This window comes from Amorphoplanes friuliensis DSM 7358 (assembly GCF_000494755.1).
Classification (GTDB): domain Bacteria; phylum Actinomycetota; class Actinomycetes; order Mycobacteriales; family Micromonosporaceae; genus Actinoplanes; species Actinoplanes friuliensis.
Genome location: NC_022657.1, coordinates 4573800 through 4600578 on the forward strand (window position 1 = coordinate 4573800; position 26779 = coordinate 4600578).

At 71.5% G+C, this 26779-nt stretch carries 25 protein-coding genes; 18 read left to right on the forward strand and 7 right to left on the reverse strand.

Annotated elements, in window-relative coordinates; all coding sequences use genetic code 11:
- Positions 1 to 64: 64 nt before the first annotated feature.
- The gene (glgC, locus tag AFR_RS21190; protein WP_023362848.1) at positions 65 to 1297 is read right to left on the reverse strand and encodes a glucose-1-phosphate adenylyltransferase; all 1233 of its coding nucleotides are present in this window, start codon (positions 1295 to 1297) and stop codon (positions 65 to 67) included.
- Positions 1298 to 1357: 60 nt separating this feature from the next.
- Here glgC and glgA point away from each other — a divergent pair, with 60 nt between their 5' ends.
- A complete protein-coding gene (glgA, locus tag AFR_RS21195; RefSeq protein ID WP_023362849.1) occupies positions 1358 to 2581 on the forward strand; it encodes a glycogen synthase in 1224 nt (407 codons plus the stop codon).
- Here glgA and AFR_RS21200 read toward each other — a convergent pair.
- Positions 2563 to 3462, reverse strand: a complete 900-nt coding sequence (locus AFR_RS21200; protein WP_023362850.1) for an NAD(P)/FAD-dependent oxidoreductase — start codon at positions 3460 to 3462, stop codon at positions 2563 to 2565. The two genes, glgA and AFR_RS21200, sit on opposite strands and share 19 nt — an antisense overlap.
- Positions 3463 to 3494: 32 nt before the next feature.
- On the opposite strand from AFR_RS21200, the gene AFR_RS21205 reads away from it, so the two are divergent.
- The gene (locus AFR_RS21205; RefSeq protein WP_023362851.1) at positions 3495 to 5117 is read left to right on the forward strand and encodes a glycoside hydrolase family 10-like protein; all 1623 of its coding nucleotides are present in this window, start codon (positions 3495 to 3497) and stop codon (positions 5115 to 5117) included.
- On the opposite strand, the gene AFR_RS21210 is transcribed toward AFR_RS21205, so the two are convergent.
- Positions 5107 to 6741 (reverse strand): ABC-F family ATP-binding cassette domain-containing protein, encoded by a 1635-nt coding sequence (locus tag AFR_RS21210; protein WP_023362852.1) that lies wholly within the window; start codon positions 6739 to 6741, stop codon positions 5107 to 5109. The two genes, AFR_RS21205 and AFR_RS21210, sit on opposite strands and share 11 nt — an antisense overlap.
- 23 nt (positions 6742 to 6764) lie before the next feature.
- The gene (locus tag AFR_RS21215; protein WP_023362853.1) at positions 6765 to 7595 is read right to left on the reverse strand and encodes a PhzF family phenazine biosynthesis protein; all 831 of its coding nucleotides are present in this window, start codon (positions 7593 to 7595) and stop codon (positions 6765 to 6767) included.
- Positions 7596 to 7698: 103 nt separating this feature from the next.
- On the opposite strand from AFR_RS21215, the gene AFR_RS21220 reads away from it, so the two are divergent.
- The 14 genes from AFR_RS21220 to AFR_RS43765 all read left to right on the forward strand — a co-directional run bounded on the left by AFR_RS21220 (position 7699) and on the right by AFR_RS43765 (position 23198).
- On the forward strand, positions 7699 to 9123 hold the full coding sequence (locus AFR_RS21220) for a sigma 54-interacting transcriptional regulator (RefSeq protein WP_041841030.1): 1425 nt from the start codon (positions 7699 to 7701) through the stop codon (positions 9121 to 9123).
- Positions 9124 to 9125: 2 nt separating this feature from the next.
- Positions 9126 to 11087: a vWA domain-containing protein gene (locus AFR_RS21225; RefSeq protein WP_023362855.1), complete on the forward strand. Its 1962-nt coding sequence runs from the start codon at positions 9126 to 9128 to the stop codon at positions 11085 to 11087.
- A gap of 269 nt (positions 11088 to 11356) precedes the next feature.
- A complete protein-coding gene (clsA, locus tag AFR_RS21230) occupies positions 11357 to 12001 on the forward strand; it encodes a cardiolipin synthase ClsA (protein ID WP_023362856.1) in 645 nt (214 codons plus the stop codon).
- Positions 11998 to 12888, forward strand: coding sequence for a DUF881 domain-containing protein (locus AFR_RS21235; protein ID WP_023362857.1), 891 nt, complete (start codon positions 11998 to 12000; stop codon positions 12886 to 12888). The genes clsA and AFR_RS21235 overlap by 4 nt, the downstream gene beginning before the upstream one ends.
- Complete coding sequence (locus AFR_RS21240) at positions 12888 to 13220, forward strand: small basic family protein (RefSeq protein WP_023362858.1); 333 nt, start codon at positions 12888 to 12890, stop codon at positions 13218 to 13220. The genes AFR_RS21235 and AFR_RS21240 overlap by 1 nt, the downstream gene beginning before the upstream one ends.
- A 1395-nt stretch (positions 13221 to 14615) precedes the next feature.
- Positions 14616 to 15497, forward strand: a complete 882-nt coding sequence (locus tag AFR_RS48600) for a DUF881 domain-containing protein (RefSeq protein WP_438829942.1) — start codon at positions 14616 to 14618, stop codon at positions 15495 to 15497.
- A gap of 28 nt (positions 15498 to 15525) precedes the next feature.
- Positions 15526 to 15906 (forward strand): glycine cleavage system protein GcvH, encoded by a 381-nt coding sequence (gene gcvH / locus AFR_RS21250; RefSeq protein WP_023362860.1) that lies wholly within the window; start codon positions 15526 to 15528, stop codon positions 15904 to 15906.
- A gap of 202 nt (positions 15907 to 16108) precedes the next feature.
- Positions 16109 to 16561, forward strand: a complete 453-nt coding sequence (gene odhI / locus AFR_RS21255; RefSeq protein WP_023362861.1) for an oxoglutarate dehydrogenase inhibitor Odhl — start codon at positions 16109 to 16111, stop codon at positions 16559 to 16561.
- 68 nt (positions 16562 to 16629) lie between these two features.
- The gene (gene ftsR / locus AFR_RS21260; RefSeq protein WP_041841031.1) at positions 16630 to 17310 is read left to right on the forward strand and encodes a transcriptional regulator FtsR; all 681 of its coding nucleotides are present in this window, start codon (positions 16630 to 16632) and stop codon (positions 17308 to 17310) included.
- Positions 17311 to 17449: 139 nt separating this feature from the next.
- The gene (locus AFR_RS21265; protein ID WP_023362863.1) at positions 17450 to 17914 is read left to right on the forward strand and encodes a bifunctional nuclease family protein; all 465 of its coding nucleotides are present in this window, start codon (positions 17450 to 17452) and stop codon (positions 17912 to 17914) included.
- A gap of 176 nt (positions 17915 to 18090) precedes the next feature.
- Complete coding sequence (locus AFR_RS21270) at positions 18091 to 18648, forward strand: MerR family transcriptional regulator (protein ID WP_041841032.1); 558 nt, start codon at positions 18091 to 18093, stop codon at positions 18646 to 18648.
- Positions 18638 to 20902, forward strand: coding sequence for an ATP-binding cassette domain-containing protein (locus tag AFR_RS21275; RefSeq protein WP_023362865.1), 2265 nt, complete (start codon positions 18638 to 18640; stop codon positions 20900 to 20902). The genes AFR_RS21270 and AFR_RS21275 overlap by 11 nt, the downstream gene beginning before the upstream one ends.
- Before the next feature lie 60 nt (positions 20903 to 20962).
- The gene (locus AFR_RS21280; protein ID WP_023362866.1) at positions 20963 to 21583 is read left to right on the forward strand and encodes a class I SAM-dependent methyltransferase; all 621 of its coding nucleotides are present in this window, start codon (positions 20963 to 20965) and stop codon (positions 21581 to 21583) included.
- Between the two features lie 28 nt (positions 21584 to 21611).
- Positions 21612 to 23198: a PP2C family protein-serine/threonine phosphatase gene (locus AFR_RS43765; RefSeq protein ID WP_023362867.1), complete on the forward strand. Its 1587-nt coding sequence runs from the start codon at positions 21612 to 21614 to the stop codon at positions 23196 to 23198.
- On the opposite strand, the gene AFR_RS21290 is transcribed toward AFR_RS43765, so the two are convergent.
- On the reverse strand, positions 23199 to 24062 hold the full coding sequence (locus tag AFR_RS21290) for a LysR family transcriptional regulator (RefSeq protein ID WP_023362868.1): 864 nt from the start codon (positions 24060 to 24062) through the stop codon (positions 23199 to 23201).
- An 82-nt stretch (positions 24063 to 24144) separates the two neighbouring features.
- On the opposite strand from AFR_RS21290, the gene AFR_RS21295 reads away from it, so the two are divergent.
- Positions 24145 to 25044, forward strand: a complete 900-nt coding sequence (locus tag AFR_RS21295) for an EamA family transporter (protein ID WP_023362869.1) — start codon at positions 24145 to 24147, stop codon at positions 25042 to 25044.
- Here the strand turns inward: AFR_RS21295 and AFR_RS21300 are convergent.
- Together AFR_RS21300 and AFR_RS21305 are read right to left on the reverse strand one after the other, a co-directional pair.
- Positions 24994 to 25293 (reverse strand): cold-shock protein, encoded by a 300-nt coding sequence (locus AFR_RS21300; RefSeq protein WP_023362870.1) that lies wholly within the window; start codon positions 25291 to 25293, stop codon positions 24994 to 24996. The genes AFR_RS21295 and AFR_RS21300 overlap by 51 nt on opposite strands.
- A gap of 14 nt (positions 25294 to 25307) precedes the next feature.
- The gene (locus tag AFR_RS21305) at positions 25308 to 26153 is read right to left on the reverse strand and encodes a class I SAM-dependent methyltransferase (protein ID WP_023362871.1); all 846 of its coding nucleotides are present in this window, start codon (positions 26151 to 26153) and stop codon (positions 25308 to 25310) included.
- A 47-nt stretch (positions 26154 to 26200) separates the two neighbouring features.
- Between AFR_RS21305 and AFR_RS21310 the strand changes: the two genes are divergently transcribed.
- Positions 26201 to 26770: a helix-turn-helix domain-containing protein gene (locus AFR_RS21310; protein ID WP_041841033.1), complete on the forward strand. Its 570-nt coding sequence runs from the start codon at positions 26201 to 26203 to the stop codon at positions 26768 to 26770.
- Positions 26771 to 26779: the final 9 nt, after the last annotated feature.

Sequence of the window (26779 nt, forward strand, 5' to 3'; positions counted from 1 at the left end):
CACGACATGCCCTGGAACTTGATCTGAGGGGTGCGGCGAACAACGCCACACCCCTCAACCAATCTCAGAGCTCTACGCGCTGGCCCTTGCCGACGACCACGATGCCGCTGTCGGAGACCGTGTAGCGCTTGCGGTCGCGGTCGAGGTCGACGCCGATCTGGGCGCCTTCGGGGATGATGACGTTCTTGTCGATGATGGCGTTGCGGACGACGGCGCGGCGGCCGACCTGGACGCCTTCCATGAGGACCGAGCCTTCGACGTGGGCCCAGGAGTTGACGCGGACGTTCGGGGAGACGACCGAGCGTTCGACCAGGGACCCGGAGACGACGACGCCGGGGGAGATCATCGAGTCGACGGCGCGGCCCTGGCGGTCGTCGTAGCCGTGGACGAACTTGGCCGGGGGCCAGGAGCCGTAGTTGGTGAAGATGGGCCAGTCCATGTTGTAGAGGTTGAAGACCGGCAGGGTGGCGATCAGGTCCATGTGGGCGTCGTAGAACGAGTCGAGGGTTCCGACGTCGCGCCAGTAGCCGCGGTCGCGTTCGGTGCTGCCCTGGACCTCGTTGTCGCGGAAGTCGTAGACGTTGGCCTCGCCGCGTTCGACCAGCATGGGGATGATGTTGCCGCCCATGTCGTGCTTGCTGTCGGGGTTCTGGGCGTCGGCGGTGACCGCCTCGCACAGGGCGCGGGTGGTGAAGACGTAGTTGCCCATGGACGCGTAGATCTCGTCGGGGGCGTCCGGGAGGCCCTCGACGTCGACGGGCTTCTCGCGGAACGCGCTGATGCGGCGGCCGTCGGGGCCGACGTCGATGACGCCGAACTGGTCGGACATCGACTTCGGCTGGCGGATGCCGGCGACCGTCACGGCCGCACCCGAGGCGATGTGGTCGTCGACCATCTGCTTCGGGTCCATGCGGTAGATGTGGTCGGCGCCGAAGACGATGACGTAGTCGGGGCTCTCGTCGTTGATGAGGTTGAGGCTCTGGTAGATCGCGTCCGCCGAGCCGGCGAACCAGCGCGGGCCGAGCCGCTGCTGTGCCGGTACGGGGGTCACGTAGTTACCGAGCAGGGTCGACATCCGCCACGTCTTGGTGATGTGCCGGTCGAGCGAGTGCGACTTGTACTGCGTCAGCACCACGATCTTCAGGAACCCGCCGTTGGCGAGGTTCGACAGCACAAAATCGATCATGCGGTAGATGCCGCCGAAGGGAACGCCGGGCTTAGCCCGGTCGGCGGTGAGGGGCATCAGGCGCTTGCCTTCGCCACCTGCCAGAACGATCGCGAGCACCTTGACAGCCATGCCCGTGACGCTAACTTTCCGCGTGCCCCAGCGCCAGTCGAAGGGACTATTCTGCGTCACGTGACCGACTCGCGTTCGAAATCCCACGGTACTGACCTCCGCGTCGACCTCCTCACCCGGGAGTACCCCCCGGAGGTCTACGGCGGCGCCGGCGTCCATCTGGAGTACCTCGCCCGGGACCTGCGGCCGCTCGCCGACGTGCGGGTCCACTGTTTCGGGGCGGAACGCGACGAGCCGGGTGTCACGGCGTACCCGGAGCCGGCCGAGCTGGCCGGGGCGAACGCCGCGCTGCGCACCATGGGGGTCAACCTCGCGATGGCGGCCGGCTGCGAGGGCACGGACATCGTGCACAGCCACACCTGGTACGCGAACTTCGCCGGTCACACCGCCAAGCTCCTGCACGGCGTGCCGCACGTGGTCACCACGCACAGCCTGGAGCCGCTGCGCCCGTGGAAGGCCGAGCAGCTCGGCGGCGGGTACGCCCTCTCGTCGTTCTGCGAGCGCACCGCGATCGAGTCCGCCGACGCCGTCATCGCCGTCTCGGGCGGGATGCGCCGGGACGTGCTGGCCGCCTATCCGAGTGTCGACCCGGACAAGGTCAGCGTCGTCTACAACGGGATCGACACCGAGCAGTACGCCCCCGACCGCGGCACGGACGTGATCGAGCGCCTCGGCATCGACCTGAACCGCCCGAGTGTCGTCTTCGTCGGCCGGATCACCCGGCAGAAGGGCCTGCCGTACCTGCTGCGGGCCTGCCACGACCTGCCGCCGGAGACGCAAATCGTGCTGCTCGCGGGCGCTCCCGACACCAAGGAGATCGCCGCCGAGGTCGAGGGTCTGGCGATCCAGCTGCGCAACGCCCGCGACCCGCAGGGGGTCATCTGGGTGCAGGAGATGCTGCCGAAGCACGAGGTCGTGCAGGTGCTGACCCACGCGACGGTGTTCGTCTGCCCGTCGGTCTACGAGCCGATGGGCATCGTCAACCTGGAGGCCATGGCCTGCGAGACGGCCGTGGTCGCCACCGCGACCGGCGGCATCCCGGAGGTCGTCGCGGACGGCGAGACGGGTGTCCTGGTCCCCATCGAGCAGGTCACCGACGGCACGGGCACACCGGTCGACCCGGACCGGTTCGTGGCCGACCTGGCGACGGCCATGTCCAAGCTGATCAAGGACCCGGCGCGGGCGGCGGAGATGGGCCTGGCCGGCCGCCGGCGCGCCGTGGAGAAGTTCAGCTGGTCGCGGATCGCCGTGGACACCCTCGAGGTCTACCGCTCGGTGCTCTGAAGGATCGCTCGCGCGGTCGCGCGTCCGGACAGCCAGGCGGTCTGGACGCGCGGCTTGCCGAAGGCGTCACCGGCGAGCCACACCCGGCCGTCGGTCACCGGGCCTGGCTCGCCGGGGGAGGGCTGGGCGTAGGTCCAGCGGTGCACGTGCACGGCGGGCTGCGCGTCCAGTCCCAGCAGTTCGGTCACAGCCGCGGCCAGCTCGCTCGCCGCGGCCGCGGGGTCGGTCAGCCGGGGGCGCGCAAAATCCGCCGTCGAGTGCGCGACCAGGACCGGCGCAAGGTCACCGCGCCGGTCACCGTCGTCCCAGACCGCGGCCAGCACCGGGTGGTCGTTCACGAACGCTCCCCGGAAATCCTTCCAAGAGCGTTCCGGGTACGTGCACACGGCCGCGAGGACGGGCTCCCACACCTGCGCCCGGGCGGCGTCGGCGACGGCGGCCGGCGGGTCCAGCCGCAGCGCCTGCGGGCCGGGCATCGCCAGCACGACGGCGTCCGCATCGGCCGGGATCGTCTCGACAGTGCTCGAAAGAGTGACGTCCAGACCCTGCGCCAGGTCCTCGGCCAGGGACCGCAGGCCACCCGGCGCAGCCCAGCGCACCGGGCCGGTCGTGGGTTCGCCGGGGAACACCGCGAACGTGTCGGTCCACGGCCGGGCCAGCCCGCGGGCACGCCAGGACTCGGCCAGCGCGGCAAAGTCGGGGTCGTCGGCGACAAAGTAGGCGGCCCCGAGGTCGGCGTACCGGCCGTCGAACCGCTTGCTGGCCAGGCGTCCGCCGACCACCCGGCCGCGTTCGTGGACGCGGACGTCCACCCCGGCCGCGGTCAGTTCCCGCGCGCAGGCCAGGCCCGCGATCCCCGCTCCCACCACGACCACGTTCATCCCCCGAGCGTAGGACCAGGCACACTGGGGCGATGCGCCGTCCCCCCGTCCGGCTCGTCCTGATCGTCGCCGCCGTGTTCCTGGGTGTCGCCGTCCTCGGCATCGGACTGCTGCGGGCCGCCACCTACGACCCGCCCGAGGCCGGCCCGCCCGCCGCTCCGGCCCAGGTCGGACCTGCGGTCGGCACGACGGGCAATTGCGGGACAGTGCCGGTCAAGGCGACCCGGGAGCTGCGGGGCATGTGGCTCACCACGGTGACGAACATCGACTGGCCCAGCCGGCCCGGCCTGAGCAAGGCGCAGGTGCAGTCGGAATACCTCGAGTGGCTGGACCTGGCCGTCTCGATGCGGCACAACGCGATCTTCGTGCACGTGCGGCCCAGCGGCGACGCGTTCTGGGAGTCGAAGTACGCGCCCTGGTCGGAGTGGCTCACCGGGAAACGCGACGGGAAGTCGCCCGGCTGGGACCCGATGGAGTTCATGATCGCCGAGGCGCACGCCCGCAACCTCGAGTTCCACGCCTGGTTCAACCCGTACCGGGGGACACAGCCCGGACCGTCGGGGCCCGGCGCCGACTTCAGGAAGCTCGCTCCGAACCACCCGCTGATCAAGCACCGCGACTGGGCCATCTCGTACCCCGACGGCAAGCGCGCGCGGCTGTACTTCGACCCGGGCAACCCCGACGCGCGGCGGTTCGTCGAGGACGCGATGCTCGAGGCGGTCCAGAAGTACGACGTCGACGGGGTTCACTTCGACGACTTCTTCTACCCGTACCCGGAGGGTGGCGGGAACGACTTCAAGGACGACAAGAGCTTCGCCAAGCGCGCCGACAAGGGGCAGAGCCGCGGAGACTGGCGCCGGGAGAACGTCAACACGCTGGTCCGCGAGATGGACCAGCGCATCAAGGAACTCAAGCCGTGGGTGAAGTTCGGCATCAGCCCGTTCGGCATCTGGCGCAACCAGGAGACCGACAAGGGCGGTTCGGACACCCACGGCCTGCAGAGTTACGACGCCATCTACGCCGACACCCGCAAGTGGGTCCGCGAGGGCTGGCTCGACTACATCGTGCCGCAGCTCTACTGGGCCATCGGCTTCGACAAGGCCGATTACACCAAGGCGCTGCCGTGGTGGTCGCAGCTGGTCAAGGGCACCGACGTGCAGCTGTACATCGGCCAGGGCGACTACCGGGTCGGCGAGAAGGGCCCGTGGAAGCAGCCCGACCAGCTCGACCGGCAGCTCACCCTCAACGACAAGTACGGCGTGCTCGGGAGTGTGCACTTCAGCGCCAAGCAGATCCGCCAGAACCGTCTCGGCTCGGTCACCCGGTACCGCGACCACCACTACGCCGCCCCGGCGCTGCTGCCCGCCATGAGACAACTGCCCGCGCAGCCGCCGGCCGCGCCGAGGCTCGCCGCCGCCCGGAAGTCCGCCGGCGGTGTCGAGCTGGACTGGCAGCCTGGTCCGGGTGCCGAACCGGTGAGCTGGGCGCTCTACCGCGTCGACGGCGCCGCGGCGAACCTCGTGGCGACCGGACGGGCCGGCTCGAAGGTCGTGGACCCGTCACCACCCGCCGCGGGTGCGTCGTACTGCCTGAGCGGCCTGGACCGCTCCGGCAACGAGGGACCGGTCAGCGCACCCCGCGACCTCAGCCCGTGACCTTGCCGTCCACGACCTCGAAGTGCCGGGTCGTCTGCACCGCCTCGAGCATCCGCCGGTCGTGGGTGACCAGCAGCAGCGTGCCGGTGTAGCTCGCCAGCGCCGACTCGAGCTGCTCGATGGCGGTCAGGTCGAGATGGTTCGTCGGCTCGTCCAGCACCAGGAGGTTGACCCCGCGGGCCTGGAGCAGGGCCAGGGCCGCCCGGGTCCGCTCACCCGGCGACAGCGTGTCCGCGGGACGCAGCACGTGCGCGGCGCGCAGCCCGAACTTCGCCAGCAGCGTGCGGACGTCAGCGTCGGACATCTCGGGCACCGCGGCGCCGAACGCGGCCATCAGCGGCTCGTCACCCAGGAAGAGCCCGCGGGCCTGGTCGACCTCGCCGACGACCACACCCGGGCCGAGCTGGGCGGAACCCCCGTCCAGCGGCAGCCGGCCGAGCAGGGCGGCCAGCAGCGTCGACTTGCCCGAGCCGTTCGCGCCGGTGATGGCCACCCGGTCCGCCCAGTCGACCTGCAGAGTCACCGGGCCGAGGGTGAACGCTCCGCGGCGTACCAGAGCCTCGCGGAGGGTGGCCACGACGGCGCCCGCGCGGGGAGCCGCCGCGATCTCCATGCGCAGCTCCCACTCCTTGCGGGGCTCCTCGACGACCTCCAGGCGCTCGATCATCCGCTGGGTCTGCCGGGCCTTGGCCGCCTGCTTCTCCGTCGACTCCGCGCGGACGTTGCGGCCGATCTTGTCGTTGTCCTTGGCCTTGCGGCGGGCATTGCGGACGCCGTTCTCCATCCACCCGCGCTGCATCTGCGCGCGGTCCTGGAGGGCGCCCTTGCGGTCGGCGTACTCGTCGTAGTCCTCGCGGGCGTGCCGCCGGGCCCGGTCGCGCTCCTCCAGGTAGGCCGCGTAACCGCCGCCGTAGAGGCTGACCTGCTGCTGGGCCAGGTCGAGCTCGAGGACCGAGGTGACCGTCCGGGTCAGGAACTCACGGTCGTGGCTGACCAGGACCGTGCCCGCCCGCAGCCCGCCCACGAACTCCTCCAGCCGGCGCAGACCGTCCAGGTCCAGGTCGTTGGTGGGCTCGTCCAGCAGGAAGATGTCGTAGCGGCTGAGCAGCAGCGACGCCATCCCGGCCCGCGCGGCCTGCCCGCCGGAGAGCGCGGTCATCGGATGCTCCAGCGCGACGGTCAGCCCCAGCTCACCGGCGGTCTGCTCCGCACGCTCGTCCAGGTCGGCGCCGCCCAGGTCGAGCCAGCGTTCCAGGGCCGCGGCGTAGGTGTCGTCCGCGCCCGGCGCGCCCTCGGCCAGCGCCTCGGCGGCGGCGTCCATCGCGGCCTGCGCGGGCCCGACCCCGGTGCGGCGGGCCAGGAAGTCCCGCACGGTCTCGCCCTCGCGGCGATCCCGCTCCTGCGGCAGATAACCGACGTTGGCGGTGGGCGGGCTCAGCGTGACCGTGCCGGCCTCGACCGGCACCAGACCCGCCAGGGTACGCAGCAGCGTCGTCTTGCCGGCGCCGTTGACACCCACCAGCCCGATCACGTCCCCGGGCGCGACCACCAGGTCGAGCGAGCTGAACAGCGTGCGGTCCCCGTGGCCGGAGGCAAGATCCCGGACGATCATCGTGGCGCTCATCGGGACCCGACTCTAGCGCCGCCTCAGGCCGGGATGGGCACCGCCGTGCCGCTGACCCGGACGCCGGCCTCACCCGGTGTGAGGGTGATCGTGAGCCGGCCCGGGCGTCCCAGGTCGTCGCCCTGGCGCAGCTGCACGACCGCATCGCCGGGCACGAGCCACAGGTCCCGCAGGTAGGCGCCCAGGGCCGCGGCCGCCGCACCCGTGGCCGGGTCCTCGTAGACGCCGCCGACCGGGAACGGGTTGCGCACGTCGAAGCGGTCCTCGGCCTCCCGCCAGACCAGCTGGATCGTCGTCCAGCCCTTGGCCTCCATCAGGGCCTTCAGAGCCGGCACGTCGTAGTCCAGGTCGGCGAGCCGCTGCCGGGTCGTCACCGCGAGGACCGGGTGATAGGCGCCCGCGTACGCCACCCGGGGCGGAAGCTCCGGGTCGAGATCGGTGTCCGGCCAGCGCAGGGCCGCCAGCAGCGCGCTCAGGTCGGTCGGCGCCAGGTCGGCGACCCGCGCGCCGACGCTGGTCAGCGTGGCGAGGCGCTGGTCGTCGACCGTCACCGGAACCTCACCGGCGTTGGTGACGAAGACGAACGTGCCCGGCCCGTGCCGGTCGGCCAGGGCGACGGCCGTGCCCACGGTCGCGTGGCCGCAGAACGGCACCTCCGCGAGCGGGCTGAAGTAGCGGGCGCGGTAGACGCCGTCACCACGGTCCTCGGTGAGGAAGGCGGTCTCCGAATAGCCGACCTCGGCCGCCGCGGCCAGCATCTCGGCATCGGACAGGGTGCTGGCGGCGAGGACAACACCGGCGGGGTTGCCGCCCGCCGGGTCGGCGCTGAAGGCCGCGTACCGAAGGATCTCCATGACCTTCAGCCTCCCGGCGCCGAAATCTCCGGGCCAGAGCCAATTTGCCGTCGCTGGACGCGGCCGTCGTCACTTGTCACAGGTCGGGAGTAGCGTTTCCGAGGTGACTGAAGCTTCCACACAGCTCGTCCCCGTGCCTCCGACCGATCTTCCGCGCACCCTCGGCGAGCTCCGCGCCTCCGGACACGAGTTCCGCACCGTCAAGGAGGAGTTGCGCGACAACCTGCTCGACCGGCTGCGCCGCGGCGCACCGCGCTTCCCCGGCATCGTCGGCTACGACGACACCGTCCTGCCCGAGGTCGAGCGGGCGCTGCTCGCCGGCCACGACATGGTCCTGCTCGGCGAGCGCGGCCAGGGCAAGACCCGCCTCATCCGCGGGCTGGTCGACCTGCTCGACGAGTGGACTCCGTACATCACCGGCTCCGAGCTGCGGGAGCACCCGTACCAGCCGCTCACGCCGGCGACCCGGCGGCTGGCCACCGAGACCGGCGACCTCCTGCCGATCTCCTGGCTGCACCGCTCCGAGCGGTACGGCGAGAAGCTCGCCACCCCGGACACCAGCGTCGGTGACCTGATCGGCGACGTCGACCCGATCAAGGTGGCCGAGGGCCGGGCCCTGGGTGACCCCGACACGATTCACTTCGGGCTCGTCCCGCGCACCAACCGCGGCATCTTCGCGGTCAACGAGCTGCCCGACCTGGCCGAGCGCATCCAGGTCTCGCTGCTCAACGTCCTCGAGGAGCGCGACATCCAGGTCCGCGGCTACCAGCTGCGGCTGCCGCTCGACCTGCTGCTGGTCGCGTCGGCCAACCCCGAGGACTACACCAACCGCGGCCGGATCATCACCCCGCTCAAGGACCGTTTCGGGGCCGAGATCCGCACCCACTACCCGCTGGAGATCGAGCTGGAGACGGCGCTGATCCGGCAGGAGGCGGCCCTGTCCGCCGCGGTGCCCGACCACCTGATCGACGTGATCGCGCGTTACACGCGTGCGGTCCGGGAGTCGCCCGCTGTCGACTCCCGGTCCGGCATCTCGGCGCGGTTCGCCATCGCGGCGGCCGAGACCGTCGCCGCGTCGGCGCTGCGCCGGTCCGGCCTCAAGAACGAGCGTGAGGCCGTCGCCCGCATCTGCGACACCGTCTCGGTGACCAGCACGCTGCGCGGCAAGGTCGAGTTCGAGAGCGGCGAGGAGGGGCGCGAGACCGAGATCCTCGGGCACCTGCTGCGCCTGGCCACCGCCGAGACGTTCCGGGCCCGGCTGGCCGGTCTCGACCTGTCCGGCTTCACGGACCTGGTCGCCGAGGGCGCCATCATCGAGACCGGTGACCTGGTGTCGGCCGACGAGCTCCTCGCGCAGATCGGCACGGTCCCGGGCCTGGCGAAGGTCCTCGACCGGCTCGGCCTGGGTGACGCGCCCAGCCCCGGGCAGGCCGCGGCCGGTGTCGAGTTCGTCCTGGAAGGGCTGCACCTCACCCGCCGGCTGGCCAAGGAGCTGACCGACGACGGACGCACCCTCTACGGGAGCTGACCATGGCCCAGAATCGTTTCCGGTACGGCGCCTGGCGTGACGGGCCCGATCCGCTCGCACCGCCGTACGACGTGCGGGGTGCCGTGGACGAGGTCGGCGAGCGGGTGCTGGCCGGCGACAACCTCCGCGACGCCCTGCGCGACCTGCTGCGCCGGGGTCCGCGCGACGGCCGTGGCCTCGACGACCTCGAGGCCCGGGCGCGCCGGATGCGCCGGGAGGCCCTGCGCCGCGGCAACCTCGACGGCGCGGTCACGCGCGCCCAGCAGCTGCTCGACCAGGCGCTCGCCGCCGAACGCGACGAGCTGCGGGGGCGCGACGACGACGATTCGCGCTTCAACGAGGCGGTCCTCGACAACCTGCCCCGGTCCACCTCGCAGGCCGTGCAGGAGCTGTCCGACTACAACTGGGCCAGCGACGAGGCCCGCGCGACCTATCAGCAGATCCTCGACGGTCTCCGGCGCGAGGTCGTCGAGCAGCGCTTCGCCGGCATGAAGGACGCGCTGCAGGGCCGTGACCCGGCCACCGACGCCCGGGTCTCGGAGATGGTCGGCGACCTCAACGACCTGCTCGCCAAGCACGCCCGGGGCGAGGACACCGACGACGCGTTCCAGCAGTTCATGAGCAAACACGGCGAGTTCTTCCCGGAGAACCCGGAGAACATCGACGAGCTGGTCGACTCCCTGGCCCGCCGGGCCGCGGCGGCCGAGCGGCTGATGCGGTCGCTGAGCCCGCAGCAGCGCGAGGAGCTGTCGCAGCTCATGGACCAGGCGCTCGGTGACGGGCCGCTGCGCGGTCAGCTCGGCGAGCTGACCGACAACCTCCGGGCGCTGCGCCCCGAGCTCAACTGGAACCGCGGCGAGCGCATGCGGGGCAACGAGGACCTCGGTTACGGCGACGCCACCGCGGCGCTCGGCGAGCTGGGGGAGCTCGACGACCTGCTCGAGCAGCTCGGCCAGGAGCATCCTGGCGCGACCCTGGACGACGTCGACGTCGAGGCGGTGGAGCGTCAGCTCGGCCGCAGCGCCGCGGACGACGTCCGGAGGCTGCGCGAGCTCGAACGCGAGCTGCGCCGCCAGGGCTGGGTGACCCGCGACGACGACGGCCTCACGCTGTCACCGAAGGCGTTGCGCCGGCTGGGCCGCACCGCGCTGGCGCAGGTCTTCTCCGACCTGTCCGGCAAGAAGCGCGGGACGCACGACCTGCGTGACGCGGGCGCCGCCGGTGACCTCATCGGCTCGTCGCGACGCTGGCAGTTCGGCGACGAGCAGCCACTCGACGTCGTCCGCACCATCGGCAACGCCGTTCGCCGCCGTGCGGGCGGTGGTGTGGGCACGCTGCCCGTGCGGCTCGAGCCCGAGGACTTCGAGGTCGCCGAGACCGAACGCCGGGCCTCGGCCGTGGTGGCGCTCTGCGTCGACCTGTCCTACTCGATGTTCGCGGACGACCGCTGGGGCCCGATGAAACAGACGGCCCTCGCCCTGTCTCACCTGGTGGCGACCCAGTTCCCGCAGGACTCGCTGCAGATCATCGGCTTCGGCAAGTACGCGATGACCCTGTCGCAGGGCGAGCTGGCCGCGATCGAGCCCGACATGGTGCAGGGCACCAACCTCCAGCACGCGCTGAAACTCGCCGGGCGGCACCTGCGCCGGCACCCCGGCGCCGAGCCGGTCGTGCTGGTCGTGACCGACGGCGAGCCGACCGCGCACCTGGAGGACGACGGCCAGGCGTACTTCAACTGGCCGACCCTGCCCGAGACCGTGCAGCTCACGGTGCACGAGGTCGACCTCCTCACCCGGTACGGCGCGACGCTCAACGTCTTCATGCTGGGGGAGGACCCGGGGCTGCGCCGCTTCGTGGACGCCGTCGCCAAGCGCAGCGGCGGCCGGGTGTTCAGCCCGGACGTCTCCGAGCTCGGGCGGTACGTCGTCGACGACTACGTGCGCAGCCGGCGCGGCAAACGCTGACGAGGTGCCGGGCCGTCCTGCGGCCCGGCCCTTCATCGCTCGGCACCTTCATCCTAGGACGCCTTGGACGCAGTGCGGCGGGCCACGCGGCCCGGGGTCGACGAGGGCAGCGACGAAGCTGGTTATAGTGGCTCGGCGAGTGACCGGCCCGGGCGTGTCCGGCCGACCGACCGGGGGGCCGGGGCGGCGGACCTCGAAGCCCGGGATTTCGCGGCAGGGATGACGTCCACGGGTGGGGACCCGGGGCCGGCAGGGGGAGAGGGGGCACGATGTCGCAGCAGCCTGCGCAAGTCACGCCCGCACCCGCAGCACCGGTCCGCGCGTCCGACCGCATCTGGACCATCCCCAACGTCATCAGCTTCATCCGGCTGCTGGGCGTGCCGCTCTTCCTCTACCTGCTGCTCGGCCCCCAGCACGACGTCGCGGCGCTGATCGTGCTCACCCTCGGCGGCACCACGGACTGGGTCGACGGCTACGTCGCCCGCCGCATGAATTCCGTCAGCCGCCTCGGTGAGCTGCTCGACCCGTTCGCGGACCGGCTCTACATCCTGGCCACGCTCGTCGGCTTCACCCTGCGCGAGGTCGTGCCCTGGTGGCTGACCGCGGCCCTCCTGCTCCGCGAGGCCGTACTCGCCGTCGCGCTGCTGCTCCTGCGCCGCCGCGGGTACGGCCCGCCGCCGGTGCACTACGTCGGCAAGACCGGCACGTTCGTGCTGCTCGGGGCGTTCCCGATGCTGTTGCTGGCCGAGGCCGTCCCGTCGATCGAGGCGGTCGCCGGGCCGATCGGCTGGGGCCTGGCCTGGTGGGCCCTCGGCCTCTACTGGGCCGCTGCCGTGCTCTACCTCGCCCAGACCCGCACGCTCCTGCGGGCCGACCGTGCCGACCGCGCCCGGAGCGGAGCAGTCGCCGGATGACCTCGCCCGACGGCGGCGACGGGCAGCGCCGGTTCGCGCCCGACTTCCTGACCGAGCTGTTCCAGAACCCCCTCGACCCCGGATACGCCGACGCCGCGGCCCGCAAGGCCCGCGGAGAAGGCCCCACCGGTACGCCGAAGAAGGTCCTCAGCGGCATCAGCGCCCTGACGTTGATCGCTCTCGGCTTCCTGCTGGTGGTCGCTTACCAGCAGACGGTGGCCGAAAAACCCGCCCGCACCCAGGCCCGCGACACCCTCATCGACCAGGTCGAGAGCCGCCGCACCGCGACGGCCGAGCTGCAGGCACGCGCCGATGGTCTTCGCTCCGAGGTCGCCGGCCTGCGCGAGAAGCAGCTCGGCGGCGCGGCGGTCGCCCGGCTCCGCGACCTCGAGGCCGAGACCGGGCTGGCCCCGGTCCGCGGCTCCGGCGCCAAGATCACCGTTGCGGACGGGCCCACCCCGGTCGACCCGCTGACCGGCAAACGCAAGAACGAGGCCCGCGTCCGCGACACCGACCTCCAGCAGGCCACCAACGCCCTCTGGGCCGACGGCGCCGAGGCGATAGCGATCAACGGCCAGCGGCTCACCGCCACGTCGACGATCCGCCAGGCCGGCGAGGCGATCCTGGTCGACTTCCGGCCGGTCAGCACGCCCTACCAGATCGTCGCGATCGGCCCGGACTCCCTCGCGGACAAGTTCCGCGACGGCACGGCGGGCCGCTTCTTCCGGGCGCTCAGCACCCGGTACGCCATGGCGTACGAGGTCGCCGAGGTCAAGAACGTCACCCTGGACGCCGCCACCGAACCCAACCTGCGCCAGGCGGTGCCGTCCACGCCGCCGCCCGCAGCCCCTCCCTCCCCGTCCAGCAAAGCGTCGAAAGGCGGCTGATGATCGCCGTACTCGCCCTGATCGCCGGAGTAGTCCTCGGCATCGTCTTCCACCCGACGGTGCCCCTGGCCCTCCAGCCGTACCTGCCCATCGCGGTCGTCGCCGCGCTGGACGCGGTCTTCGGCGGGGTGCGCGCCAAACTCGACGGCATCTTCGACGACAAACAGTTCGTGGTGTCCTTCATCTCGAACGTCCTCGTCGCGGGCATCATCGTCTACCTGGGCGACCAGCTGGGCGTCGGCGGCCAGCTCTCCATCGGCGTGGTCGTGGTCCTCGGCGTCCGCATCTTCGGCAACGTCGCCGCCATCCGCCGGCACCTCTTCCGGGCATAGGGGCGGCCCATGACCGACCACACGGACCCCACCGACCAGCCGTCGACACACGGCGGCCCGGGCATGCCCGCCGCCGGCCGCAAACCGACCACGGACCCGGCCGGCCCTGACCCCACGCTTGAGGAAGAGGCAGAGGCCGACCACCCGGCCGGTGCCGGGACCTGGTCCGACACGACTGTCGACCCCCACGCCCCCTTGTCCGCGGACGGCCCGACCATCCGCCTGACACCACCGCCACGGTCACAGACAACGAGCGGCTCGTCGGACATCCGCGGCATCGTCGACTCGGATGACACCGCTGAAACCCGAGGGACGCGCGAGGCCGATGGGGCTGCTGGTTCCCGCGACGCCGCTGACTCGACGGGCGCGATGGGCACCCCAGGAGCCACAAGCTCGATGAGCACCTCGCGAGGCACGAGCGGCTCCGGTGGCACGACAGCCCCGATGAACTCGTCGGCATCCACCGGTTCGTCCTCCGCGGATGACTCGGCGGATGCGTTCGGTGCGCCCACCGAGGCGGAAACGCCCGGTTCTGAGAGATCGGCGGCTCTGCCCGGCTCGCTGGGCACGGATGACTCTCTCGAGTCCGCACCGGGCGTTCGGGAATCGGCCGACGGACCCGACCCGGTAGACGCTGGTGAATTGGCCACCGAGCCGAACTCCGCCGGTTCGGCTCGCTCAGCCTCGCTCGAGCGGGACGCCGAGACGGTCCGTCAGGAGGCCGGTTCGGCTCGCTCAGCCGGTTCCGCTGGCTCGGCGGATGCCGCTGGCTCGGCTGACTGGGCTGGGTCCGCTGGTTCGGGTGGTTCAGGCGGGATCGCAGGTCCGGCTGCTGGGCGAAGCTCGGAGGATGCGGAAGGACCGGCCGGTGCGTGGGAAAGCGCGGGCCAGGCCGGGCCGCCGACGGATTCGTGGCCGCCGCGGTCGGGACGGGGGTCGACGACCGAACCTCGGCAGGCGTCCCAGCCGGCCGCAGCCGACGGCGACGAGCGGACCGAGCTCTCGCGGCTCGTCGGCGCAGACGAGGAGGCCACGACGCTTCTGAGGCCACCGCCGGCAGCGACTTCCGCCGAGCCCGCGCCGACGGCGATGGCGCCGGCCGTGGACGACGAGCCGACCGTGCAGTCGGTCCGGTCGCGGCTGGACGGCGGGGAGACGATGCGGTTGCAACCGCCGTTCTTCGCTCCCGGCACGACCAGATCGCCGCGTGTGCCCGCTGCGGAGACGCCGTTCGACGAGTTGCGGACCCGGGAGTTGCGGCCCGGTGACCTGCCTGGAGGTGACCCGCGGTCCGAGTCCTTCCGGGGTTCGGAGACGCAGTCCGGTAGGGCCGGGACGCGCGATGACACCCCCGAGACGCCTCCGGAGCGGGATTCCCAGGCTCCGGACGGGCCGATCGGGGCCGGATCGGGCCGCGACACGCCCGGGATCAACTCGCCGTCCGTGGAAGATTCGCCACAGGAAACGGCGGCCGCGCGACCGCGGCATCAGCGTGACGATGAGGCCGGTGGCGACGGGCCGGAGGCGTCACCCGTAACGGTGACCGGGGGCAGCGCGCCTGCCCGCATACGGGAAAGGGTGAAGAAGGTGTCGTCGGCCGGGGCCCTGATCTGGGTGCTGCTGGCGCTGCTGGGGTTCACCCTGGTCGTGCAGTTGCGGAGCAACGACGCGGATGCCGGGCTCGCCACCGCCCGGCAGGAGGATCTGGTCGGGATCCTCAGCGACCTGGAGGCCCGTGATCAGCGGCTGCAGCAGGAGATCAACGCTCTCGAGGAGAGCCAGCGGCAGCTCACGTCGGGTGTCGCCGGGCGACAGGCCGCGCTGGCGGAGGCCGGGAAGAGGGCCGACGAGCTCGGTCTGCTCTCGGGCACGTTGCCGGCGCGGGGGCCGGGGCTGAAGATCTCGATCGACCCGCGGGGCCAGCCGATCAAGGCTTCTCAGATCCTCAACGCCGTGCAGGAGTTGCGGGGCGCGGGCGGCGAGGTGATGGAGATCATCGGCGACAACGGTGTCGCGGTGCGGATCGTGGCGTCGTCCTATTTTGTCGATGCCGACGGTGGTGACGTGATGGTCGACGGCAAGCAGCTCAGGGGGCCTTACACGCTCTGGGTGATCGGGGTGCCGTCGACCATGCAGACGGCGCTGCAGATCCCCGGTGGGGTGGTCGCTTCGGTGAGCCAGGCCGGCGGTAACGTGACCATGGAGCAACGCAGCACGGTCGAGGTGGCCGCGGTGCGTCAGCCCACCAGCCTGCAGTACGCGCGTCCGGTCTCCTGAACGGGCGCGCTTGTCAACGGAGGAACGTGTGATTCCTGAGGACCTGCGGTACACGGCCGAGCACGAGTGGGTGTCCGGCGACGGTTCCGGGCCCGTGCGGGTGGGCATCACCCACTTCGCGCAGGACGCGCTCGGCGACATCGTGTTCGTGCAGCTGCCCGACGAGGGCACGGTGGTGCAGGCCGGCGACCAGCTGGGCGAGATCGAGTCGACCAAGAGCGTCTCGGAGATCTACGCGCCTGTCGCGGGCACCGTCGTCGCGCGCAACGGGAGCCTCGGTGACGAGCCGGAGCTGATCAATGCGGAGCCGTACGCCGCCGGCTGGCTCGTCGAGATCGCCCCGGACGACCCGGCGGCGCTCGAGGGTCTGCTGGACGCCGAGGCATACAAGGCCCTGACGGACGGCTGATCGTCCGCGCGTCCGGTTGCCCGCCATTTCGGCGCTGACTAGGCTCGCGGGGCACATGAAGAACTGTTACTACTTCGAAACCGATAGTCGTGCCGTCCGGACCTCCGGGCAGCGGCGGGGGGCGCTGCGCTCCGGACCCGGGTCCGGTCCGCTCACCCCGTGTCGTCGGGCGGCGACCGAAACAGATCCGTGAGGTGGTCCGATGACGCGCCCAGACGACGAGTTTCCCCCACTCGACGTCACGTCCACGCTGAACCTCGGTGCGCTCGACGAGGTGCTCGAGGGCCCCGAGACCGACGTGGTACCGAGCCGGATGTCCGGCTCGCTGCCGCCCGGAATGGCGCTGCTGGTCGTGCGCCGCGGCCCCAATGCGGGTGCGCGGTTCCTGCTGGACCACGACGTGACCACGAGTGGCCGGCATCCCGACAGTGACATCTTCCTCGACGACGTGACGGTTTCTCGCCGGCACGCCGAGTTCCACCGCGACGGGGGCACCTTCACGGTCCGCGACGTGGGCTCTCTGAACGGCACGTACGTGAACCGTGAGCGGGTCGAGTCCGCGACTCTCAGCAACGGGGACGAGGTCCAGATCGGCAAGTTCCGGCTGGTCTTCATCGCCGGGCCCCGGCCGGAGGGCGAGGGAAGCGGGGCGTGAACCCGTCGGGGGCGGCCGCACACGACCACCAGGGCCCTCGGGCCCAGGGTGGCCGGGACAACGCGCTGATGAGCATCGGGGAGGTGCTGGCCCAGCTGCGTACCGAGTTCCCGGACACCACGATCTCCAAGCTCCGGTTCCTGGAGGCGGAGGGGCTGGTGGACCCGCAGCGCACCGCCTCCGGTTATCGCAAGTACTCGTGGAACGACGTGGCCCGGCTGCGGTTCGTCCTGACCGCCCAGCGCGATCAGTACCTGCCGCTCCGGGTCATCCGCGAGCAGCTCGAGGCTCAGGAACGCGGTGACGACCCGCTCGTGCACCGGCGGCCGTCGCTGGTGGCGGTCGGTTCGGAGTCCGAGGTGCCGGTCGACACCGCCGACTCGCGGGTGTCGCGGGCGGACCTGGTGGAGCGCACCGGCATCGCCGAGCAGATGCTGAGCGAGCTGGAGCAGATCGGCCTCGTCGTCTCGCGCCCGCCGGGGTGGTACGACGGTGACGCCGTGGTGATCGTCGAGGCTGTTGTCGGCCTGGTGCGGCACGGGCTGGAGCTGCGCCATCTGCGCGCGTTCCGGACCGGTGCGGACCGTGAGGTGGGACTCTTCGCACAGCTGCTGACGCCGCTGATGCGCCAGCACGATCCGGCGGCCCGGGCCAGAGCCGCGGAGACCGCCCGTGAGCTGCAGGCACTGTCGCAGCGGCTGCACGCGGCGCTGGTGCGGGCCGGTCTGAGGGACACACTCGGGCGCTGAGCGCGCACAGACACGGGCATCGTGTGGCGCCGCGGACCAAGCGTCCGTGTACCGTGCAGGATAGGCGGGAAAGAGCCTGATGGCCGCCGTCTCGGCGGCTTTGCGGGGTAGCTAACGACGTGCGACACGGAGGCGGGCAGTGCGCGAGCTGAGCGTGGTCGGGGTTCGGGTGGAGCTGCCCAGTAACCAGCCGATCGTCCTGCTCAGGGAGGTCGACGGCGATCGGTACCTGCCGATCTGGATCGGCGCGGTGGAGGCGACCGCCATCGCTTACGAGCAGCAGGGCGTGAAACCGGCGCGACCGTTGACCCATGATCTCCTGCGGGACATCCTCGCGGCGCTCGAGGCGCCGCTGAAGGCCGTGGAGATCACGGAGCTCAAGGAGAACGTGTTCTACGCCGACCTCCTGATCGGTGACAACCTGCGGGTCTCGGCCCGTCCCAGTGACTCGATCGCCCTCGCCCTGCGGGTGGGTGCGCCGATCCGCTGCGCCGATCAGGTGCTGACGGAGGCGGGCATCGTCATCCCGGACGAGCAGGAGGACGAGGTCGAGAAGTTCCGCGAGTTCCTCGACCAGGTCCGCCCGGAGGACTTCGCCGGCTGACCGACCGTCGATGCATCCTGAAAAGCAGAAAAAGGCCAGGATGCATCGACGGTGACGAGAGCTCCGGTCGTCCGTACGCGGCGTGTCGCAGCATTACCTCCCTGTTTCGTGGCGCGCTGAGTTATACGCTCGTGAAGTCCAGGTGAAGCGGCACCGCGCAGCGGGGAGGTAGTCGCGTGCACGAGTCAGACTCTGAAGAGGGTCCACTTGTCGGCGAGGACGGCGATACCGGTTATCGCGGAGTGACGGCATGTCAGGCGGTCGGCATCAGTTACCGCCAGCTGGACTACTGGGCCCGGACGACTCTCGTCGTGCCCAGCATCCGCGACGCCTCGGGGTCCGGCACGCAGCGGCTCTACTCGTTCCGTGACCTGGTGGTACTCAAGGTCGTCAAGCGCCTTCTGGACGCCGGTGTCTCGTTGCAGAACATCCGCCGGGCGATCGAGACGCTGCGGTCGCGCGGTGTCGGCGACCTGGCCGGGATCACGCTGATCTCCGACGGCACCACCGTGTACGAGTGCCGGTCGCCGGAGGAGGTCGTCGATCTGCTCCAGGGCGGGCAGGGTGTTTTCGGCATCGCCATCGGCGGGGCCTTCAAGGAGATCCAGGGCTCGCTGTCGCACCTGCCGGCGGAGCCGGTGTCGTCGCCGCAGCCGGTCGGCACGAACCTCCCGGCCGAGTCCACGGCCGGCGACGAGCTCGCGGCCCGCCGCGCCCGCCGACGTGCCGGCTGAGCATGTCGCCGACTCCCACGGGGTCATCCAGGTCCGTGGTGCGCGGGAGAACAACCTTCGGGACGTGTCGCTCGATCTGCCGAAGAGGCGTCTGACGGTTTTCACCGGGGTGTCCGGCTCCGGGAAGTCGTCGCTGGTCTTCGGCACGATCGCGGCCGAGTCCCAGCGCATGATCAACGAGACGTACTCGGCGTTCCTGCAGACGTTCATGGGCAGTCCGAGCCGCCCGGACGTCGACGCGCTGCACAACCTCAGTGCGGCGATCGTGGTCGATCAGGAGCGGATGGGCGCCAACGTCCGGTCCACCCTCGGTACGGCCACGGACGCGTACACGATGCTCCGGATCGTCTTCAGCCGTATCGGTGTGCCGAGCGCGGGCAGTGCCCTGGCGTACTCCTTCAACGCCGAGGGCATGTGCCCGGGCTGTGAGGGCATCGGCAAGGTCTCCACCATCGACATCGAGGGCCTGATCGACCGGGACAAGTCGATCCTCGAGGGCGCGATCACGGTCCCGCAGTTCAGCGTCGACGGCTGGTACGTGAAGGGGTACGCCGACTCCGGCTACTTCGATCCGGCGAAGAAGCTCCGCGACTTCACCGAGCAGGAGCTGGACGACTTCCTGCACCGCCCGGCGACGAAGATGAAGCTCAACGGCATCAACACCACGTACGAGGGCCTGGTGCCGAAGGTCCAGCGGATGTACCTGTCCAAGGACAAGGAGGCCGCGCAGCCGCACATCAAGGCCTTCATCGACCGGGTCGCCACGTTCGCGCCGTGCCCGGACTGTGGTGGCACGCGGCTGCGCCCGGAGGCGCTCGCCTCGCGGATCGGCGGCCGGAACATCGCGGAGTGCTCGGCGATGCAGGTCAGCGATCTGGCGGTGTTCCTGGCGGACCTCGACGAGCCGTCGATCTCGCCGGTGCTGCTGACGCTGCGGCACACCCTGGACTCGCTGGTCGAGATCGGTCTCGGCTATCTGAGCCTGGACCGCGAGTCCGGCACGCTCTCGGGTGGTGAGGCGCAGCGGGTCAAGATGGTGCGGCACCTGGGTTCGGCGCTCACCGACGTCACGTACGTCTTCGACGAGCCGACGGTCGGTCTGCACCCGCACGACATCCAGCGGATGAACACCCTGCTGCTGCGGCTGCGGGACAAGGGCAACACGGTGCTGGTGGTCGAGCACAAGCCGGAGACCATCGCCATCGCCGACCACGTGGTCGACCTGGGTCCCGGTGCCGGTCCCGCGGGCGGTGAGATCTGCTTCGAGGGTACGGTCGCCGGCCTGCGCGCCTCGGACTCGCTCACCGGGCGGCACCTGGACCACAAGGTGGCCCTGCGGGAGTCGCCGCGGCCGTTCACCGAGGTGCTCCCGATCAAGGGTGCGTCGCTGCACAACCTGAAGGACGTCTCGGTCGACATCCCGCTGGGGGTGCTGACCGTGGTCACCGGTGTGGCCGGCTCGGGCAAGAGCTCACTGATCTACGGCTCGATGCCGCGCCGCGACGACGTGGTGGTCGTGGACCAGTCGGCGATCCGGGGCTCGCGGCGCAGCAACCCCGCGACGTACACCGGTCTGCTCGACCCGATCCGCACGGCGTTCGCCAAGGCGAACAAGGTGAAGCCGGCACTGTTCAGCGCCAACTCCGAGGGCGCCTGCCCGAACTGCAAGGGCATCGGCCTGGTCTACGTCGACCTGGCGATGATGGCCGGTGTCGCGTCGGTCTGCGAGGAGTGCGAGGGCAAGCGCTTCCTGCCGGAGGTGCTGACCTACAAGTTGCGCGGGCGTGACATCAGCGAGGTCCTCGGCATGTCGGTGACCGAGGCACGGGACTTCTTCACCGAGAAGCAAGCGCGGGCCGTGCTGGACCGCCTGGTCGACGTCGGTCTCGGTTACGTGAGCCTGGGCCAGCCGCTGACCACGCTGTCCGGCGGTGAGCGCCAGCGGCTCAAGCTGGCGATCCACATGGCGGAGAAGGCCGGGACCTACATCCTGGACGAGCCGACGACCGGGCTGCACCTGGCCGACGTCGATCAGCTGCTGGCGCTGCTGGACCGCCTGGTCGACGACGGCAACACGGTCATCGTCATCGAGCATCACCAGGCGGTCATGGCCCACGCCGACTGGATCATCGACCTGGGCCCGGGCGCCGGGCAGGACGGCGGCCGGATCGTCTTCACCGGCACACCCGCCGACCTGGTCGCCACGTCGCAGACGCTGACCGCCCAGCACCTCCGGGAGTACGTCGGCGCCTGATCTTTGCCGGAACGGCAAGAAGCTTTGCGGTCCGGCACGCCGACCGGGCACCCTCGGCCCATGAGTGACAAGAGCTTCTGGGATTCCCGGTACGCCGAGAGCCACCACGTGTGGAGTGGCAACCCGAACGTCGTGCTGGTCCGCGAGGTCGAGGGCCTGACGCCGGGCAGTGCGCTGGATCTGGGCTGCGGCGAGGGCGGCGACGCGATCTGGCTGGCCGCCCGGGGCTGGGCCGTGACGGCGGCCGACATCTCCGCGGTCGCCCTGGAGAAGGCCGCCGCCCACGCCGCCGAGGCCGGGGTCACCGTCGACTTCCAGCAGCACGACCTGGCGGTGTCGTTCCCGTCCGGCAGTTATGACCTGGTGTCCGCGCAGTTCCTCTACTCGCGGGAGAACCTGCCCCGGGAGCAGGTCCTGGCCCGGGCCGCGAGGGCCGTGGCGCCCGGCGGGATCCTGCTGATCGAGGGGCATCAGGACTTCGGTCCGTTCGCCGCGCAGAGCCAGGATCACGGCGACGTGCACTTCGCGGAGCCCGGCGAGGTCGTCGCCGCTCTCGAGCTGCCCGCGGGGGAGTGGGAGGTGCTGCTGTGCGAGAAGCACGACCGGCTCCAGAACGGTCCGGATGGCCGCCCGGCGCACCGCACCGACAGCACGGTCAAGGTACGGCGCCTGCCGCACTGAGCGGATCCGGTCAAGCTACATTCTCGGGGTGAGTGATCCGTTCGAGGCCGCCGGTACGCTGCGCGACGCGTACCGGAGCATCGACTGGACGGCGACCTCGCTCGGGCCGGTGGAGTCCTGGGGCCCGGAGCTGCTGGCGGCGCTGGATCTGACGTTGCACACCCGGGCACCGGTGACGCTGTTCTGGGGCGCCGACTACACCATGCTCTACAACGAGGCCTACGTGCCGATGATCGGGGACAAGCACCCCGCCGCGCTCGGATCGACCACGACCGAGGTGTTCGCGGAGATCTGGGACACGATCGGGCCGATGCTCGACTCCGTCTTCGCGGGCCGGGGTGCCACCTGGGTCGAGGACCTGCGGCTGCTCATGAACCGCAGCGGCTTCCTCGAGGAGACCTACTTCACGTTCTCCTACTCGGCGGTGCACGCCACGACCGGACGGATCGCCGGTGTCATCGACATCGCCGCCGAGACCACCGCCCAGGTGCTCGGCCGGCGCCGCCTGGCCCTGCTCGCCCGGCTCAACGACAAGCTCGCCGATGCGGAGGATGTGCGGCAGCTGCTCGACCGTGCACTGCCGGTGCTGCGCTCGGCGACCGAGGACCTGCCCGGTGTCGACATCCTGCTGCCGGAGATGCAGGCTCCCACCGTCGCCTGGCCCGCCGAGCTGGACCGCGACGTGGTCGTCGAAACGACGCCGGAGGGCCGGGTCGCGCGGATCCGGCTGACCGGGGCAGCCCGGGCCCGGTCCGACGCCATGCTGGTCAGCCGGATCAGCCCCTACCTCGCCGTCGACGACGCCTACCTGGACTTCTTCCGGCTGCTCGGTGCGGCACTGGCGCAGGGCATGAACCGCGCGCGGACCCGGCAGGCCGAGCGTCGTGCCGCGGCCATGGAACGCGAGCTGTCCGAGGCGCTGCAGCGCAGCCTGCTGCCGGCACCGGACCAGCCGGCGCACATCGAGGTGGCCGTGCGCTACCAGCCGGCCGCCGAGGGCGTGCAGATCGGTGGCGACTGGTACGACTCGTTCACCCTGCCCGACGGCAGCCTCACCCTGGTCGTCGGTGACGTCACCGGCCACGACCGGGAGGCCGCCGTGGGCATGAGCCAGCTCCGTAACCTCCTGCGCGGCATCTCGTACGCCGTGGGCAAACCCCCCGCCGAGGTGCTGGGTGTGCTGGGTGAGGCGATGAACGGCTTCGGGGTGGACGTCTTCGCCACCGCGCTGCTCGCCCAGGTCGAGCCGGACACCGGGCGGACCCGGACGTTGCGCTGGTCCAACGCCGGTCATCCGCCGCCGGTCTTCGTCTCGCCGGACGGCTCGGTGCACCTGCTGGACACGCACCCGGAGACCCTGCTCGGCACCCGCGGCCGGAGCATCCGCACCAACCACACCGTCGAGTTGCCGCCCGGTGCCGCGGTGGTGCTCTACACCGACGGTCTGATCGAGCGGCGCGGGTCCAGCCTCGACGAGGGCCTGTCGGAGCTGGTCGCCGCCCTGGCCGACGCCGGGGGCCTGACCGCGGAACAGCTCTGCGACCGCCTGCTCGACCGCTTCGCCGGTGCGGCCGAGGACGACGTGGTCCTGGCCGTCGTCCGCGCCCACCCCTGATCAGCCCTCGCCGAGCAGCCGCAGCACCAGGGCCAGGGGCGGCCAGGCGGACCGGCCGCGGCGCGTCACGGCGTAACTGCGCAACCGGACCTCCGGACCGGACAGGGTCAGCACGCGGACGCCGGGCAGCGTCGGCTCGTCCCGTGGCAGCAGTCCGACACCGAGCCCGGCGACGATCATCTCCTGGACCAGGTCGAGGCTGTCCGCCCGGTGCACGATCCGCGGCGCGAACCCCTCCAGCGACGCGACGGTCCGCACGACGTCCTCGTCCGCGGTGTTACGGCTGTTGACGATCCAGTCGTGGTCGCGGAACGCACCGAACGCCGTGTCCGCGGTGCCCGCCGGCACGCCCAGTCCCCACGGCACCTCCCACAGCGGCATCGTCTCCAGCGCCGGGTCGAACGCGGCCGGGGCGAGGTTGTAGTCGTAGGTCAGCGCCAGATCCATCAGGTCGGTGGCGAGCAGCTCGAACGCCTCGAACGGCTCGTGCTCGTGGATGAGCAGGCGTACCCGGGGATGGGTGGTGGAGAGGCCGGCCGCGATCGGCAGCAGCGAGCGGCGGACGGCCGTCGCGAAGCCCGCCACCCGCAGCTCACCGGCCGGTTCCGCATCCGGATCCAGGTCCAGGCGGGCCGCCTCGACCGCGGCCAGGATCGTCACGGCGTGCTCGGCCAGGCGCCGCCCGGCCGGAGTGAGCCGGACCCGGCGGCCCTGCGGCTCGATCAGCGTCGCACCGGCCTCCCGGGCCAGGACGGCGAGCTGCTGCGACACGGTCGAGGTGGTGACGTGCACCTCCTCCGCGACCTCCCGCATCGAGCCGAGGCGGGACAGTTCGACGAGTAATCGCAGGCGGCGCGTGTCCATCCGCCAATTGTCAGCCAAACGTGAACGGTGTGTCCAGGATCAGCACGTAGACGCGAACGGTCCCGGGGACTTGACTGGGTCCATGCGTACCGAAACCCGGACCGGCACGAGCATGGCGCTCGGGGCGATGGTCCTCGTGCAGCTGGGCCTCGCGGCGTCCGTCGGCCTCCTCGACCGGATCGGCGCCGGTGGCGCGGCCTGGCTGCGCCTGGCCTGGGCCGGCGTGATCCTGCTGGTCCTGGTCCGGCCGCGCCTGCGCTCGTTCACCCGCCGCACCCTGCTCGGCAGTGTCGCCCTCGGCGTCGTCACGGCCGGCATCACGATGCTCTTCATGGAGGCGGTCGCCCGCCTGCCCCTCGGTACGGCCAGCGCGCTGGAGTTCCTCGGCCCGCTCACCGTCGCCGTGGTCCGTGGCCGGCGCGGCACCAAGGTCTGGCCCGCGCTCGCGGCGGTCGGCGTGCTGCTGCTGACCGAGCCCTGGCACGGCGGCATCGACCTGGCCGGCGTCGGTTTTGCCCTGGCCGCGGCGGTCTGCTGGGCGGTCTACATCCTGCTGACCCAGTGGGTCGGTGACGAGGTCTCCGGCCTGCAGGGCCTCGCCGTGTCGATGCCGGTGGCGGGCCTGGTCGCGACGCTGGTCGTCGGCCCGTCGGTGCTCGACGGCATGACCTGGCAACTGGTCCTGCTCGGCGCGGGCCTGGCGATCATCCTGCCCGTGGTGCCGTTCACCCTCGAACTGCTCGCCCTGCGCCGCCTGACGACGGCCTCCTTCGGCACGCTGATGAGCCTGGAACCGGCCCTCGCCCTGGTGATCGGCCTGCTCCTGCTCGGCCAGGTGCCCGGCTGGGCGCCGGTCGCGGGCATCGCCTTCGTGGTGGCGGCGGGCATCGGCGCCGAACGCACCGGCGCCCGCGCGCACCCCGGACCGGACCTACCCCGGGTCGTCGAAGCTGAGGGTCAGACTGCTGCCGTACGCGTCTGACGGGCCGTCGGCGATCTGATCGTCCGGCTCCCCGGCCGTGGTCCAGACCTTCTCCGCGCGGTACGGGTATCCGTCCTGGCCCGGGGCCACGGCCCGGAACGTCACCGCCTGGCCGGCGGCGAGGGACCGGAAGCCGGGTCCGGCGATCGCCGAGAAGTGCACCCAGCAGCCGCCCGGCACGCCGGGACCGTCGAGGACACCCCAGCCCTCGCCGGCGTGGAACTCGCGCACGACGCCCGGCTGGCTCATGCCCCGATTCTGGCCTACTGCCGGCGGCCGATCCAGGCGGTCCGGTCGCCGACGACGGTCAGGTCGTCGCGTTCGAGGACGGTCTCCGGGCCGTGGCCGTCCAGCAGCGTGTGCAGGGTGGCGCGGTCCTCGGCGGAGAGGCGGTTGTGCAGGCCGGTCCGCATGCGGTTGAGCACGGCGTGGGCGTACCGGGGAGTGGCCGGCGGGAGGGGCGCGACCAGGTTGATCCGGTAGTGGGGTGCCGCCACGACGGCGAAGCCGGCCTTCTCCAACAGGGGTCCCCAGTCCGCGCCGCGGTGGGGCATCTCCTCGGCGTGGTTCGCGGCCAGGGCGGCGTGCAGGCGGCCCTCGACACCGTTGCCGACGGAGTCCGGCAGGAAGCGGGGCATGCCCGCCGCCTCGACGAGGGCGATCAGGCCGCCGGGCCGGATCGCGCCGAGCGCGTTCCGGAGGACCCGGACCGGGTCCGCGACGTGGTGCATCGAGGCCGACGCCCACACCAGGTCGACGTCGTCGACGTTCGGCCAGCCCTCGTCCAGGTCCGCCGGGACGGTCTGGACGCGGCCGCCCACGCCGGCGTGGCCGGCCTTGGCCCGCAGGCGTTCGAGCATGTCGGGGGAGACGTCGACGGCGATCAGCTCGGCCGCGGGGAACCGTGCGGCGAGGGCCAGGGTGCCGGCACCCGTCCCGCTGCCGAGGTCGAGGATCCGGCGCGGTTCCTCCCCGGCGGTCTCCGCGACCTCGGTGATGAACTCCGCCTGGTACGCGTGCAGGACCTCGGCGTCGAGGTCGAGCAGGTCGGGCAGGCCGTCGGTCGAGTGGTCGTGCTGGTGGTCGTGCCCGTGGTGGTGATTTCCCATGAACCGACCCTAGCCGCGGATTGCGTCAACGACATAGTCTCTTGCGTATGACGCAAGACGGAGAGCTCGACTCCATCGTCCGGAAAAGGATCAGGGGTCTGCGGGTGGCCCGGGACTGGTCGCTCGACGAGCTGGCGAGCCGCTGTTACCTGAGCCCGTCGACGCTGAGCCGCATCGAGACCGGCCACCGCCGGATCGCCCTCGACCAGCTCGCGCCGATCGCCCGCGCCCTCGGCACCACCCTCGACCAGCTGGTGGAGCCGGTCGACGACGAGGACGTGGTGATCCGGCCGCACCGCGACGAGGGGCGGGGGATGACCACGTGGCTGCTGTCCCGCGAGTCCGGCCCGGGCGGCCACACCGTCGCGAAGATCCGCGTCACCCGGCCCGCGCCGACCGACCTCCGGGTGCACCCCGGCCGGGACTGGCTGACCGTGCTCTCCGGCACCGTCGTCCTGCGCCTGGGGGAGCGGACGATCCTGGTCCGGGCCGGGGAAGCAGCGGAGTTCTCGACCATGGTCCCGCACGCCTTCGGCGCCCACGACGGCCCGGCCGAGCTGCTCTGCATCCTCGACAACGACGGCCAGCGCACCCACCTGGCCCACGATCATTCCTAGCCGATCAGG